At 68.8% G+C, this 14,472-nt stretch carries 13 protein-coding genes; 9 read left to right on the top strand and 4 right to left on the bottom strand.

Translation table 11 applies throughout. From position 1 onward, the window contains the following. Nucleotides 1–1,353 carry a 4-aminobutyrate--2-oxoglutarate transaminase gene (gene gabT / locus WEF05_08885; GenBank protein MEX1101998.1) on the bottom strand — a complete coding sequence of 451 codons (1,353 nt, stop codon included), beginning with the start codon at nt 1,351–1,353 and terminating at the stop codon, nt 1–3. Between the two features lie 284 nt (nt 1,354–1,637). Here gabT and WEF05_08880 point away from each other — a divergent pair, with 284 nt between their 5' ends. The 3 genes from WEF05_08880 to WEF05_08870 all read left to right on the top strand — a co-directional run bounded on the left by WEF05_08880 (nt 1,638) and on the right by WEF05_08870 (nt 6,271). Continuing rightward, a complete protein-coding gene (locus WEF05_08880; GenBank protein MEX1101997.1) occupies nt 1,638–3,185 on the top strand; it encodes a PucR family transcriptional regulator ligand-binding domain-containing protein in 1,548 nt (515 codons plus the stop codon). Nucleotides 3,186–3,383: 198 nt separating this feature from the next. Beyond that, the gene (locus tag WEF05_08875) at nt 3,384–4,835 is read left to right on the top strand and encodes a gamma-aminobutyraldehyde dehydrogenase (GenBank protein MEX1101996.1); all 1,452 of its coding nucleotides are present in this window, start codon (nt 3,384–3,386) and stop codon (nt 4,833–4,835) included. An 8-nt stretch (nt 4,836–4,843) separates the two neighbouring features. Next, nucleotides 4,844–6,271 carry an aldehyde dehydrogenase family protein gene (locus WEF05_08870; protein MEX1101995.1) on the top strand — a complete coding sequence of 476 codons (1,428 nt, stop codon included), beginning with the start codon at nt 4,844–4,846 and terminating at the stop codon, nt 6,269–6,271. 41 nt (nt 6,272–6,312) lie between these two features. Here the strand turns inward: WEF05_08870 and WEF05_08865 are convergent, their stop codons facing one another. Beyond that, nucleotides 6,313–6,966 carry a DUF47 family protein gene (locus tag WEF05_08865; protein MEX1101994.1) on the bottom strand — a complete coding sequence of 218 codons (654 nt, stop codon included), beginning with the start codon at nt 6,964–6,966 and terminating at the stop codon, nt 6,313–6,315. Continuing rightward, nucleotides 6,963–7,928 (bottom strand): inorganic phosphate transporter, encoded by a 966-nt coding sequence (locus WEF05_08860; protein MEX1101993.1) that lies wholly within the window; start codon nt 7,926–7,928, stop codon nt 6,963–6,965. Before WEF05_08860 ends, WEF05_08865 begins: the two co-directional genes overlap by 4 nt. A gap of 210 nt (nt 7,929–8,138) precedes the next feature. Between WEF05_08860 and WEF05_08855 the strand changes: the two genes are divergently transcribed. From WEF05_08855 to WEF05_08840, 4 genes are all read left to right on the top strand, one after another. Next, nucleotides 8,139–9,245 carry an extracellular solute-binding protein gene (locus WEF05_08855; protein ID MEX1101992.1) on the top strand — a complete coding sequence of 369 codons (1,107 nt, stop codon included), beginning with the start codon at nt 8,139–8,141 and terminating at the stop codon, nt 9,243–9,245. Between the two features lie 63 nt (nt 9,246–9,308). After that, nucleotides 9,309–10,232, top strand: coding sequence for an ABC transporter permease (locus WEF05_08850; GenBank protein ID MEX1101991.1), 924 nt, complete (start codon nt 9,309–9,311; stop codon nt 10,230–10,232). Then, entirely contained in the window at nt 10,229–11,101 is an 873-nt protein-coding gene (locus WEF05_08845; GenBank protein ID MEX1101990.1) for an ABC transporter permease, read from the top strand. Before WEF05_08850 ends, WEF05_08845 begins: the two co-directional genes overlap by 4 nt. Next, nucleotides 11,098–12,261, top strand: a complete 1,164-nt coding sequence (locus WEF05_08840) for an ABC transporter ATP-binding protein (protein MEX1101989.1) — start codon at nt 11,098–11,100, stop codon at nt 12,259–12,261. The genes WEF05_08845 and WEF05_08840 overlap by 4 nt, the downstream gene beginning before the upstream one ends. A 50-nt stretch (nt 12,262–12,311) precedes the next feature. Here WEF05_08840 and WEF05_08835 read toward each other — a convergent pair whose 3' ends face one another. Continuing rightward, on the bottom strand, nt 12,312–12,986 hold the full coding sequence (locus tag WEF05_08835) for an alpha/beta fold hydrolase (protein MEX1101988.1): 675 nt from the start codon (nt 12,984–12,986) through the stop codon (nt 12,312–12,314). On the opposite strand from WEF05_08835, the gene WEF05_08830 reads away from it, so the two are divergent. Next, the gene (locus WEF05_08830) at nt 12,985–13,956 is read left to right on the top strand and encodes an LLM class flavin-dependent oxidoreductase (GenBank protein MEX1101987.1); all 972 of its coding nucleotides are present in this window, start codon (nt 12,985–12,987) and stop codon (nt 13,954–13,956) included. The genes WEF05_08835 and WEF05_08830 overlap by 2 nt on opposite strands. Before the next feature lie 163 nt (nt 13,957–14,119). Next, nucleotides 14,120–14,446, top strand: coding sequence for a ferredoxin (fdxA, locus tag WEF05_08825; GenBank protein MEX1101986.1), 327 nt, complete (start codon nt 14,120–14,122; stop codon nt 14,444–14,446). Nucleotides 14,447–14,472 lie beyond the last annotated feature (26 nt).

The following is a 14,472-nucleotide window of genomic DNA, read 5'->3' as shown; positions in this document are numbered from 1 at the left end:
TCACGCGGTCGCGGCGCCGATCGCTTCGCCGAGGACATCGAGTCCCTCGAGGAGCAGCCCCTCGTCGATCACGAGAGGGGGCAGCAATCGGATCACGTTGTCGTAGGTTCCCGCCCGGAGCACGAGGACGCCCTGCTGCATGCAGGCATCGGTGATGCGCGCGCAGATCGCCTTGTCCAACGGCTCTTTCGTGCTCCGATCGGCGACGAGCTCGATCGCGAGCATCATCCCGCGACCGCGAACCTCGCCGATCACCTCGTGTGCGGTCTCCAACTCGCGGAGCTTGTCCATGGCCGTGGCGCCGAGTTCGCGCGAGCGCTGCACGAGGTTCTCGGATCCGATCTGCTCGATCACTCCGAGCCCCGCGACGGCGGCGACGGGGTTGCCTCCGTAGGTGCTGCCGAGCCCGCCGACGTGCGCGGCGTCCATGATCTCCGGACGCCCGGTGATCGCCGAGATCGGCATGCCGCCACCGAGCGCCTTCGCGGTCGTCATCACGTCGGGCTCCACACCCTCGTGCTGGACCGCGAACCAGTCACCCGTGCGACCGAAGCCCGTCTGGATCTCGTCGGCCACGAACACGATCCCGTGCTGCGCGCAGAACTCGCGCAACGTCGGGAGGTAGCCGGGGGACGGAACGACGAAGCCGCCTTCGCCTTGGATCGGTTCGACGACGAGGCAGGCGATGTTGTCGGTGCCGATGTGCTTGGTCATCTGGTCGATCGCATACGCCGCCGTCCGGGAGGTCACCTCCTCCGGCGTGGCCGTCCCGCCGATCGGCCGGTACGGGTAGGCGAAGGGGAGCCGGTAGATCTCCGACGCGAACGGGCCGAACCCGCGCTTGTACGGCATGACCTTCGCCGTCATCGACATCGTGAGCAGGGTCCGTCCATGGAACGCGTGATCGAAGACCACGACCGCGTCGCGACGCGTGTGTTGCCGCGACACCTTCACCGCGTTCTCGACGGCCTCGGCGCCCGAGTTCATGAAGAAGGTCTTGGGGTCACCGCCCTCGATCGGGATCAGGCGGTTCAGCTGTTCTGCGAGCTCGATGTACGGCTCGTTCATCGTCACGCTGAAGCACGTGTGGGTCTCCCGTTCGGCCTGGCGAACGATCGCGTCGACGACGTAGGGAGAGGTGTGGCCCACGTTCAACACCGCGATACCGGTCGCCAGGTCGATGAACCGATTGCCGTCGACGTCCTCGACGATCGCTCCGGAGCTCCGCTCGGTCACCAGCGGCATGAGGTTGGCGACGCCGGAGGGGACGGCGCTCGTCCGGCGTTCGATCCATTCCTTCGTCCTCGGACCCGGGATCTCGGTGACGATCTTCCGCTCTTGAGGGATGTCCATGGTCTGCTCGCGCCTCCTCGGGCACCTGTGCGGCGTGCGGTTCGCGTGGGCCGGTGTATCGAGTTTCGCGGGACACCGCCCGCCTGTCGCCCGATGGGTGGACCAACCCGGTGTGCGCGGCTTGTCCATGTCGTCGATACGGCTCCGTCGGTGCCCGGGTGGTTCGGACGTCGGCGCAGAGGCCGGCGGCGCCGGGGTAGAGGCCGGGGTACCTGGACCCGGGGGAACGGGCGCCCCGTTGCGTCCGTCGGCAGATTTTGTCCATTCCGTACACTCAAGGGGCGATGACGGTCACGATCGAGGACTTCCTCCGCGCTCCCGACCTCGGCCTGCGGCTCACCGCCGGCGCCACCGGTGCCGACCGGCCGCTGCGGTGGGTACACGTGAGCGAGCTCGAGGATCCCACCCCGTTCCTCAAGGGAGGGGAGTTGATCCTGACGACCGGCATGGGCGTCGGGGCCACGCCGGCCAAACAGCGCGCCTACGTCAAGCGCCTCGCCGACGCGGGCGTGGTGGGACTCGGATTCGGCCTCGGTTTCTCCCACGACAAAGTGCCCAAGCCGCTCGCCGCCGCCGCTGAGGCGGCCGCGCTCCCGCTGATCGAGATCCCCTACGACGTTCCGTTCATCGCGATCACCGAGGCGCTCTTCACGCGGCTGGTTGCCGAGCAGTACGACACGCTCCAACGGGCGTTCGACGCTGAGCACGCGTTGACCCGCGCTGTGCTCGAGGGCGAAGGGGTGGAGGGGATCGCCGCTTCGCTCGCCAAGGCGGTGCACGGATGGGTGTTGCTCTTCGACCTGCACGGCATGCCGCTCGCGGAGACGTCCAAGGCCGCAGAGCAGCGGCGAGCTCGTGTCTGGGACGAGCTGCGCTCCTCCCGCCCCGAGGGGACAGGGTTCTCGATCACGCTCGTGGACCGCGGCCATCACGTATGGGTCCAGCCGGTGGGCGCGCGCGGCGGGATCGAAGCGTTCCTGGCGGTGGGCAAACCCGAGAGCCCGACACAGGTCGACCGTATCGTGGCAGGGCACGCGCTCTCGCTCGTGGCGATCGAGCTGGCGAAGGCGCGCGCGGTCGCCGACGCACGCCGCCGGCTGCAGGGGGACTTCTTCGACGAGCTCGCGAAGGGACTGCTGCATGAGCCGGAGGCCCTCCGGGGACTCGCGCGGTTCGGGTTCGCCCGCGGGGCGAAGGTCCGGGTCGTCTCGATCGAGGGCGGGGAACCGGAGGTCATCGCCAACGCGGCGGCGGACCTGCTGTCCCGCCGCACGGGTGCGTTCCTGGTCTCGCCCCACGAGGACGGCGTGCACCTGCTGCTCGCCGAGGACGGGGAACCCGAGTTGGAGTTGCTGGCCGAGACGCTGCGCGCCAAGGTGGGGGACGACCTCCGGCTGGGAGCGGGCGACCTCGTGGGCCCGATGGACACCGCCCGGAGCCTGCGCGAGGCGCGGTACGCCCTCCAGGTCTGCCGTCTCGAGGGGTGGCGCAGCGCGGGGTTCGGCGACCTCGGCACGTACCGCTTGCTGCTGTCGATGGCCGATCCGGATGCGCTCCGGGCATTCGCGGACTCCCTGCTTGCCCCCCTCGACGTCTATGACACGGCGCACGGTGGGGAGCTGCTCGCCTCGCTCGAGGCCTTCCTGAACAACAACGCCCGGTGGGAGACGGCCTCCACCCAGCTCTATGTCCATCGGCACACCCTCCGCTACCGGATGCGCAAGGTGGAGGAGCTCACCGGCCGGGATCTGACCTCCTCGTTCGACCGTATGGAGTTCTGGCTCGCGCTGCGGGCTCGCGAGCTGCTCGCGGCGGGTGCGCAGCAGCGGTAACGGGACCTCCCCCCGGCGTGGACACGGTCTCCATCGGGTCCTCCGGTCGTTGTCCCCTCCGTACAATCGCGCGCCCGGCGCGGTGGCCACCTCGCGGGGTGGTCCGTTCCGGGCCCTGCGGGGCATACTGGACGCTCGGCTTCCGGCCCGGCGCCGCCGTGGATCGGCACAACGCTCAGCACGAGGGGGATGTCGAGGATGGCCACGTCCGTCAAGACCCACAAGATGTTCATCAACGGGGAATGGGTTGACTCCTCGACCGGCGAGACCCAGGACGTGATCAGCCCGGCGAGTGGGCAGGTGATCGCGCAGGTCCCGAAGGCCTCCGCCGATGACGTGAACCGTGCCGTCGATGCTGCGAAGACCGCATTCGAGTCGACCTGGTCCGACGCCACACCGGGCGAGCGGCAGGCCGCGCTGCTGAAGATGGCCGACCTCGTCGAGAAGCACGGTGAGGAGCTCGGGCGGATCGAGTCGGAGAACGTCGGGAAGGTCTTCGCGCTGACGATGTCCGAGGAGATCCCCGTGATCGCCGATCAGTTCCGCTTCTTCGCGGGCGGCGCGCGGCTCCTCGAAGGCCGCGCGGCGGGCGAGTACATGAAGGGATTCACGAGCTTCATCCGGCGCGAGCCGATCGGGGTCGCCGGTCTGATCGCTCCGTGGAACTACCCGTTGTACATGGCGACCTGGAAGCTCGGCCCGGCGCTCGCGGCGGGCAACAGCATCGTGATCAAGCCCTCGGAGTGGACCCCGCTAACGCTCCTGCGCTTCGCCGAGCTGATCCAGGAGGCGGAGATCTTCCCGCCCGGCGTGTTCAACGTCGTGACCGGTGACGGCGTTCCCGCCGGCGACGCCCTCGTCCGCAACCCCGACGTCGGCATCGTGTCGCTCACCGGCGACGTCGACACGGGGAAGCTGATCAGCCGCAACGCCGCCGACACGCTCAAGCGCGTGCATCTTGAGCTCGGCGGCAAGGCCCCGGTGATCGTGTTCGACGACGCGGACATCGCGGCGGCGGCCGAATGGATTCAGGTCGCCGGCACCTTCAACTCCGGGCAGGACTGCACCGCTGCGACCCGGGTGATCGCCGGTCCGGGTATGTACGAGAAGCTGGTCGACAAGGTCGTCGACAACGTGAACGCGATGAAGGTCGGCGACATCTGGGACGACGAGTCAGCGATGGGGTCGGTCGTGTCGTCCGAACAGCTCGAACGGATCACCGGCTTCGTCGACCGCGCGAAGTCGCGGGGGATCACGGCGGCGACCGGCGGCCAGCGGATCGACCGCGACGGCTTCTGGTTCCAGCCGACCGTGCTCACCGGGATGGAGCAGGACGACGAGATCATCCAGAACGAGGTGTTCGGACCGGTGATCACGATGCAGCGGTTCGCCGACGAGGAGCAAGCGCTCGCGTGGGCCAACGGTGTCAAGTACGGACTCGCCGCGTCGGTGTGGACCCGCGACGTCGGTCGCGCGCTCCGGATGAGTCGCAAGCTCCAATTCGGCACCGTGTGGATCAACACCCACATCCCGCTGACGCCCGAGATGCCGCACGGCGGCTACAAGGAGTCCGGCCACGGCAAAGACATGTCGATCTACTCGATCGAGGAGTACACGAACATCAAGCACGTGATGGCGTCCCTCGACTAGGAGGCACGATGAGCGCGAGGCCCTACTTGGTGAACGGGTCGTGGCGAACGGGGGACGACTCCTTCGAGGTCCACAGCCCCTACGACGGCAGCGTCGTCGGTGAGATCGGGATCCCGACCGAAGCGGACGTCGAAGAGGCGACCGCGGCGGCGTCCGAGACGTTCACCGAGTCCCAGCATCTGCCCGTCCATGCCCGGGCCGACGCTCTCGACCACATCTCACGCCGGCTCGAGGATCGGATCGAGGAGAACGCGAGGCTGATCGCCGCCGAGGGCGGCAAGCCCCTGAAGTGGGCCACGGTCGAGGCGACCCGCGCGGTGTCGACCTACCGGTGGGCGTCCGAGGTGATCAGGCACGGCGACGACGAGCTCGTCCGGCTCGATACGGAGGCGTCCCTCGGGTCTCGGGTCGGCCTGATCCGGCGCTTCCCGTTCGGTCCCGTGCTCGGGATCTCACCGTTCAACTTCCCGCTGAACCTCGTTGCGCACAAGGTGGCGCCGGCACTCGGCGTCGGGGCGCCGATCGTGATCAAGCCGGCGAGCGCCACGCCGATCGGGGCGCTCGTGCTGGCGGAGCTGTTCGCCGAGACCGACCTGCCGAAGGGGATGATGTCGGTGCTGCCGGTCTCCTCGAAGGTCGCCGATACGATGGCGCGCGACGAGCGCTACCGGAAGATCTCCTTCACCGGATCGTCCGGTGTCGGCTGGTACCTCAAGGGTCTCGATCCCCGCAAGCACGTCACCCTCGAGCTCGGCGGGAACGCCGGAGTGATCGTGCACTCGGACGCCGACCTGGACCTCGCCGCCCAGCGCGTCGCGTTCGGCGGCTACTATCAGGCGGGTCAGAGCTGCATCAGCGTGCAGCGGATCCTCGTCCAGTCCGAGGTTTACGAGGACTTCGTCGCGCGCGTGGTCAAGCAGGTCGAGAGCCTGAAGGTCGGTGACCCGATGGACCCGACCGTCGACGTCGGCCCCGTGATCGACGCGGGTTCGCTCGACCGGATCGAGCAGTGGGTGAACGAAGCCGTCGCCGCCGGAGCCGAGTTGCTCACCGGCGGGCGGCGGGAGGGCACGTGCTATGTGCCGACGCTGCTCGCGAACACCACGCCCGAGATGAAGGTTCGCTGCGAGGAGGTCTTCGGTCCGGTCGCCACGATCACGCCCTACGAGACGTTCGACGACGCGCTCGCGGAGGTGAACGACTCGAAGTACGGATTGCAGGCCGGGGTGTTCACCAACGACATCAACCGGGCGTTCCAGGCGCATCGGACGATCGAGACCGGCGGCGTGATCGTGAACGACGTCTCGGCCTTCCGCGCCGACCAGATGCCCTACGGCGGCTCGAAGGACTCCGGCTTCGGCCGGGAGGGCCTGCGCTGGGCGATGGAGGAGATGACCGAGCCCCGCATCATGGTGCTCTCGCACGTCCCCCTCTGATCGGCCGTGGTCGCCGGCGGGAGACCGGGGGCCCGTGGGGGTCAGTGGCTCCGTTTCATCGACGCGTCCGAGAGGGCGTCCGCAGCCTCTCCCAATCGCAAGCCGACCACGTCGAGCCGGCGCAGGAGCTCCCGGCGCCGGAGCATCTCGGCGGTCACCGATCCGGTGAGGACCTCGACGACGGCCGTCTCATAGCCGATCCGCACGCGGTTGCCGCGCTTCTTCGCGGCGAGGGCCGAGCCCGTGACCGCGCCGGGCTCCGACGCGAGTGCGTCGACGGCATCGCGCAGCATCCACATCCCCTCGGTGATCGCGACGATGATCGTGCCCACCGACACGGGGGGCCGGACCTCGTAGAGCTCGAGCTCCCGGATGAAGTCCCGCAGGTTGTCGAGCACATCGTCGATCGACCGGGACAGACGGAACAGGTCCTCACGGTCGATCGGTGTCGCGAGGGACCGCGCGAGGAGCTCGATCAGCCGGTGACGCGCGTCGTCCCCGTCGTGCTCGGCGTCGGCGATCCGGCGATGCGCCTCCTCGGCGGGAACGCGACGCTCGACAAGGTCGCGTGCGATCGCACATCCGCGCAGCGTCGCGTCGATATGCGCCCCAAGAGCGGCGACGAAGTCGATGTCGGATCGTCCCGCGAGATCGCGGGCGAACCTCCGGAGCCGGGATCCGCGTGGCTCTTTCACGCCGTCACCGCTCCCAGCGCGAGCCCGACCACGAACGCAGCGGGCATCGTGATCGCCCAGGCGACCAGGAGCTGGGCGGCGATCCGCCATCGGACCCGACGAGATCCCTGGCTCACTCCGGTCCCGACGAGAGCGCCGAGCATCGTCTGGGTGGAGCTGACCGGCGCCCCGAGCAGCCCGGTGCCGATCACCGCCGCCGCGGTCGCGAACTCGCCGACGACCGTCTGCAGGGGTCGGAGGGCGAGGACCCCGGTGGCGACCGTCGAGGCCTGCCGTGGGAGCCCGATCACGGCGCCGGCTGCGAACCCTCCCGCGATCGCGAGCGACGGGAGCGGTCGGGCGAGCACCGGATCCGACGATGCGGCGAACAGGACCGCCGTCACCGCATACATCTTCTGCGCGTCGTTCACACCGTAGGCCACGGCCTGCGCACAGTACCCGACGATATGGCCACGACGCAGTCGGCGGGCCGCGGGGGCCGACGTGGCGCCTCGTAGCTGGACGAGGCGCATCGCGGCCAACGCGATCGCGAACCCCAGCAGGGGAGCGGCGACGGCGAGTCCCAGGACGAGTGCGATCGTTCCCCAGCCGACCTCCAGGCCCGCACCGACACCCGCCCCGGCGATCCCCCCGACGATCGCGACGGTCATGCTCGTCGGCAACCGGAGACGGATCAGGACTCCCACCACGAGCAGCGAGGCCGCCACCGCCGAGGCGAGCGCCGCCCGTCCACCCTGCTCGCCGAAGGACACCATGCGATCGGCCAGCGTGGTGGCGACCCGGGTTCCCACCACCGCCGGGACGAGAGCGACCGCCAGCGCCGAGAGGGCGATCGCCACCCCGGGAGCGAGCGCCCGGATCGACAGGCCGCTCGCGACGAGGGCGGCGCCGTCATTCGAGCCGTTGACCACGACGAACGTCACCGCCAGGGCGCCGACCAGCACGTCGGAGGGGTTCACCATCCGCGCGCGGGTGCACGCGCGTACCTGGGGGCAGCAGGCGCGTTCGTGCTGGCGTTCACGGGTTCACGCTCCTTCACATAGGCGCATCCCCGCAGCGTAGGGCACGGATTGTTACCTGTCGACAGTCTGCAGCTTGCCGTGCTAGCGTGCGGCGCTACGGCAGCTCCGGTAGGGCCCTTCGGGGCCTCGAGGCGGCACAAGGAGGGACACGTGGTGAACAAGCACCTGTGGAAGGTGGGCCCGATCGCGCTCGCGCTCGCTCTGACGATGGGCGCGTGTGGCGGCGACGACGACGACGAGCCGACCGACGCGGGCACGAGCGCCGCGCCGGCGGGACCGTTGACCGGCGAGGTCACGATCTTCGCCTACGAGGACACGCTCTTCCCGTTCATCCAAGAGCCGTTCCAGGAGGCCAACCCCGATCTCGAGGTCAACGGTGTCGCCTTCGGCGACGCCTCGGACACGGTCACGAAGCTGCGCGGCGGGTTCCAGGCCGACGTGGTCGAGACCTGTGCCGGTGAGATGAACCAGTTGATCCAGGGCGAGCTGTTGCAGCCGATCGACACGAGTCGAATCGAGACCTGGGATCAGATCTACGCCTTCATGAAGGACGGCGTCGACGTCGAGGTCGACGGTGAGTTCTGGATGGCGCCGACCCAGGGCGGCATCGACGGCATCGTCTACAACGCCGATCGGATCCCGGAGGGCACGATCACCGGCTACCAGACCCTGTTCGAGGGGGACTGGGAGGGCCAGATCGCGCTGGAGAACGACTCGACGGACTCGATGCCGATGGTGGCGGCCGCGCTCGGGTTCGAGAACGTGTTCGACCTTACCTCCGAGCAGATCGAGCAGGTGCGTGACTACCTGATCAACTCGGACCGCGTTCGGACCGTCTTCGACGAGGACGCGCAGCTGATCAACCTGATGGAGCAGGAGGAGATCCTCGCGGTGCAGGCCGGCCCCGAGCTCGTCCGCGTCCTGAACAAGGAGGGCGGCAACTTCGCGTTCGTCACCCCGGAAGAGGGCTCGGTGTCGTGGGTGTGCGGGCTGAGCATCTCCGAGAACGCGGAGAACCTCGACGCCTCGTACGCCTTCATCAACCACATGCTCGACCCGGAGATCCAGAACTCGGTCGCCGAGGAGCTCGAATACTGGGGCTCGAACCCGGCGATCCTGGACGTGGCCAGTCAGAAGACGATCGACAACCTGCGTCTCGACGAGGCCGAGGACGTCATCTCGACGGCTGTTCCCGAGACCACGCCCGAGAACATCGACGAGTGGGAAGACGCGTGGCGTCAGTACCTTGCCTCCTGAACGACGGCGATCGATGCCGGGTCGTGACGACCCGGATGCGCTGACGCCGGCGGGTTCCCAGCGGTGAGCGCGGGGCAGTCGACGGTCGAGGCGGGTGGGGCGCGTGCCCCGTCCGCCCGCCCGTCGATCCCTCGCGTCTTCTGGACGATCCACCGGCGCGAACGGCTCACGAAGGTCGCGTCTGCTCTGTTGCTCGCGTTCGGCGCGCTGATCCTGTTCGGGCCGTTCCTGTTGCTGGCGTTCCTCAGCTTCAACGACTCGCAGATCCTGTCGTTCGGCTTCCAGGGGTTCACCCTCCGGTTCTACGAGGAGGCCCTCTCGGATCCGGCGATGCGCGAGTCGCTGCGGAACTCCCTGCTCGTCGCCGGTCTGACGACCCCGATATGCGTGATCCTCGGGACCCTGGGAGCGTTCGGGATTGCTCGATTCGTCTTCCCTGGGCGAGGGGTGGTCGCGGGTTCGATGACGCTTCCGCTCGTGGTGCCCTCGCTGCTGGTGGGCGTCGGGGCCCTCGTGACCTTCAGCAAGATCGACATCCCGCTGTCGCTCTACACGGTCGGCGTGATGCACATCGTCGTGGGCTTCCCGCTCGTGATGGCGATCGTGATCGCGGCGCTCTACCGGTTCGATCGCTCCTTGGAGGAGGCCGCGCTCGACCTGGGCGCGACGCGCAAGGAACTGGTGTGGTTCGTGTTGCTGCCGTACCTGGTTCCGGCGCTGGCCGCCGCCGCGATCTTCGTGTTCGGGTGGTCGTTCAACAGCTTCACGGTCACCTTCTTCACGGTCGGAGGGGAACGGATGTTCACGGTATGGGTGTTCTCGCGCCTGCGCCAGGGCACGAACCTCCCGATGGTGAACGCGGTGTCGACCCTCGTCACGTTCGTGACGGTGATCGTCGTGTACTTCGCCTACTACCTTCTCCGGCGCTCCGCGATCCGCTCCGGGCAGGACGTCCGCAATCTCGTTGCCGGGGGTCCGCAGCAGTGAGCGCGCAGATCTCGAGTTCCGGTGTGGCGTTCGGCCGGCGAACGGCCGCGGCGGTCCTCGCGAGTCCGGTGCTGACGCTGCTCGCGTTCTTCGCGGCTCCCCTGATCTATCTGACGTGGGTGAGCTTCACGCACGCCGACATCACCGGCGACGGAAGCTTCACGCTCGACAACTACACGGAGGTGCTCGGGGAGCCCATCTACCGAAGCGTCTTCATCGACACGATCTTCATCACGGTCACGGCGATGTTGATCCTGTTCGTGGTGGCGTTCCCGATCGCGAGCTTCCTCGCCTTCCGAGCCGGCAAGTGGGAGATCCCGATGCTGCTGGCCCTCGTGTTGACCGACGAACTGAATCCGCTGATCCGGCTGTACGCGTGGCAGATCGTGATGAACAAGGAGGGGGTCATCAACAAGCTGCTCCAGGGACTCGGGGTCATCGAGCAACCGCTCACGATCCTGTTCACGAAGACCGCCGTGATCATCGTGCTCGCGACGGGATCCCTCGCCTTCGTCGTGATCCCGATCTACGCTGCGTTGAAGACGGTGAACCGCAGTTTGATCGAGGCCGCGCGTGATCTCGGAGCCAGCTGGTTCACGATCCTGCGGGAGGTGCTGCTCCCGCTCTCGGCGACGGGATTCATCGCGGCGATCATCATCGTGTTCGTCCCGATGCTGTCGGACTTCGCATCGCCGGCGGTCGTCGGCGGGCGAGAGGGGTACATGATCGCGTCCCTGATCGAGGAGGAGTTCAACGCTCGCGGGGACTGGGGGGTCGGATCGGCGCTGAGCTTCGTCGTGCTCGCGATCTCGTCGCTGATGGTGTGGCTGAGCATCAAGATCTCGAAGGTGGGGCGGTTGCAGGCATGACGACGACCTCCGAACCGATGACCGACGGTCCGCGTACGCCCGAGGAACGGGCGGCAAGCGAGGGAACGCCGCCGGCGCTCGAGCTCGATCACGTGACGAAACGCTTCGGCGAGGTCGTCGCGGTCGACGACGTGAGCCTGCGGGTGGCTCGTGGCGAGTTCTTCTCTCTGCTCGGGCCGAGCGGCTGCGGCAAGACGACGACCCTGCGCATGCTCGCAGGGTTCGAGGAGCCGAGCGACGGTCGCCTGCTGCTCGATGGGGTCGAGGCGACGCAGATCCCGCCCTTCAAGCGACCGACGAATCTCGTGTTCCAGAACTACGCGTTGTTCCCGCACATGAGCGTGTACCGCAACGTCGCGTTCGGCCCGCGCCGGGCGAAGCTGCCGAAGGACGAGATCGACCGTCGTGTGCGCGAGGCGCTGAGCACCGTGCAGATGGACGCACTCGCCGATCGGATGCCGAGCCAGATGTCGGGCGGGCAGCAGCAGCGGGTGGGGCTTGCCCGGGCCCTCGTGAACGACCCGCTCGTGCTCCTGCTCGACGAGCCGCTCGGCGCCCTCGACCTCAAGCTCCGCAAGGAGATGCAGATCGAGCTGAAGCGGATCCAGCGGGAGGTCGGCATCTCGTTCGTGTACGTCACGCACGATCAGGAAGAGGCGATGACGATGTCGGATCGGATCGCGGTGATGGACGGCGGACGCGTGGAACAGCTCGGTACACCCCGCGAGATCTACTTCCGCCCGACCTCGAGGTTCGTGGCCGACTTCATCGGGACCGCGAACCTGCTTCCCGGCACGATCGAACGCATCGGCGAGACGACCGACGTGCGCTATGCCGGCACCGTGCTCCCGGCGGCTTCGATCGGTGCTCCGCCGGACACGACTCCCGCGATCGGTGACGAGGTGGCGCTGATGCTCCGGCCCGAGTCGATCGACGTCCATCGCGAACGTCCCCCTGCGGGACACGTCGTGCCCACGACGGTCGAGGACGTGATCTTCCAGGGCACGGGCTTGCGGCTCGAGCTCCGCGGTCCCGACGGCGTGGCGATCGTCGCGATCGTGACGGTCGTGTCGGTCGAGGGGCGGGAGTGGCGGCCGGGCGACGAGGCGTTCCTGACGTGGGACGAGGGGCGCGCTCACGTGGTCGCCGATCGCCGCTGATCCTCCCTCGCCTTCGGACGTCGCGCTTGCGGGAGTTCGTCGGGCGGGAGTTAGTCGGACAGAACTACCGTCGACGCGAAGGCCCCGACCTGTTCGGCGGCGATCGGTTCCCGGCGCCAGTAGTAGTGATCGGTTCCCGGTGTGATCTCCACACGCGCGTCGCGGAGCTGCGCCCCGAGCGCGCGCAGCTCGTCCGAGGGACAGAAGATGTCGTGCTCGCCGGCCAGCAATAGGACCGGCGCCCGGAGCCCGCGCAGCGCGGGAGGATCTGGGAGCGGCGGGAGACGCACCCGCCGCGTTCCGAGCGGCAGGCCGATCGCCGCGAGCCCGGCGATGCGGGTGTCGTCCACGGCCAGCCGGAGCGCGACGTTGGCTCCGAACGACCAGCCGACGAGCAGTGTCCCGCCGTCGGTTTCGGTGCGGACGCGGTCGATCGCGGCACGTGCGTCATGCAGCTCGGCATGACCACCTCCATAGGTACCCGACGAACCCATCACCCCTCGGAAGTTGAACGACAGCACGGCGAATCCGCGACGCGAAAGATCGGAACGCAGTGCCCACAGCAGCGGGTGGTCCTTGCTGCCACCCTCCTTCGGGTGGGGATGGCAGAGGACGGCGCCGCCGCGGGCGGGTCCGTCTGCCGGGCGGCGCACCTCGCCTTCGAGCGAGACGCCATCGGCCGTGGAGAACCGGACGGGCTCCTGTGCGACGATGGACTCGGTCATGCCGCCCACCGTAGCCGACACCTCGACCGCCCGGGTCGCCGCGGCGATCCGCGACCCACTCCCGTGGGAGGAGTTCGTCCGCGTGGCCGGCACGCTCGAGGAGACCGGGTACACGGGGATGTTCCTTCCCGAGATCGCGGGCCGCGAGGCGTTCTCGACCCTCGCGGCGGCCGCGGAGCACACCGACCGCCTGCAGCTGGGGACCGGGGTGGTTACGACGACCTCGCGTCGCGCGCTAACGACCGCGATGGCCGCGGCCACGGTCCAGGAGATCTCGGGCGGCCGGTTCATCCTGGGATTGGGGACCGGTCCGTCGGGCCCGGGGGCGCTCGATCGGCTGCGCGACACGGTCGCGACGCTCCGGGGCCTGTTCGCCGGCGACCGGGTGGACTCGGCCGACGGGCCGGCGCGGTTGCGTGCGCCCCCCGCGGATCCGCCTCCGGTCTGGCTCGCCGCGCTCGGTCCGAAGGCGGCGCATCTGGCCGGTGAGATCGCGGACGGCGTCCTGCTGAACTGGTGCACACCCGAGCGCGTGGCCGCCGCGCGGCAGGAGGTCCGCAGGGGGGCGGAGTCGGCAGGTCGTGATCCGGCGCAGGTCGTCGTCGCGGTCTACATCCGGGCCTGCGTCGGACTCGAGGACGACGCCGCGATCGCGGTCCTGCGAACGGCCACCGCGGAGTACGCGGCGATCCCCGCCTACCGCCGGCAGTTCGAGCGCGCGGGCTTCGCGAATGAAGCGGCGGTCGCCGGTGCGGCGCATCGCGACCGACGCCCCCGAGATGTGCCGGAGTCCCTCGTCCGTGCGGTGACCGTGCTCGGCGACGCCGCTGCGGCGCGCGGAGCGCTCGCCGCGTACCGGGACGCGGGCGCCGACCTCCCGATCGTGTACCCGGTGGTGGCGCGGGATCGTGCTTCCTCGCTCCTCGGGACGCTCTTCGCGCTGGCTCCGGAGCCCGTGCTCGAACCCTGACCGACGGTCGCCGCGGTCGCGCTCACCAGGTCGTTCCGGCGTGGAGGGGTCGTAGACTGGATAAGCAAGGTTGACAACGTGTAAATCGTCCCCTGGAGGGATGAACGGCACGGACGGATCCGAACGACGAGGTTCGGCCGCACGGGGCCGGAGGGGAGAGCAGATGACGTACACGATCGCGGAACCCTGCATCGACGTGAAGGACCGCGCCTGTGTGGACGAGTGCCCGGTGGACTGCATCTACGAGGGAGCCCGCATGCTCTACATCCACCCGGATGAGTGCGTCGACTGCGGCGCGTGCGAACCCGTGTGCCCGGTCACCGCGATCTTCTACGAGGACGACGTCCCCGCCGAGTGGAAGCGGTTCACCCCGATCAACGCGGAGTTCTTCGAGGATGCCATCAGCGGGATCGGCTCGCCGGGCGGTGCCGCCCAGGTCGGGCCGCAAGCGACGGACCATCCCACCGTCGCGGAGTGGGCATCCGCCTGAGCGTCCAGCGTTCGCCCGCTCGCACC

This window comes from Actinomycetota bacterium, assembly GCA_040881665.1.
Taxonomy (GTDB): domain Bacteria; phylum Actinomycetota; class UBA4738; order UBA4738; family HRBIN12; genus JBBDWR01.
Note: the sequence above shows the minus strand (reverse complement) of the source record. Positions and strands in the feature narration are given on the sequence as shown.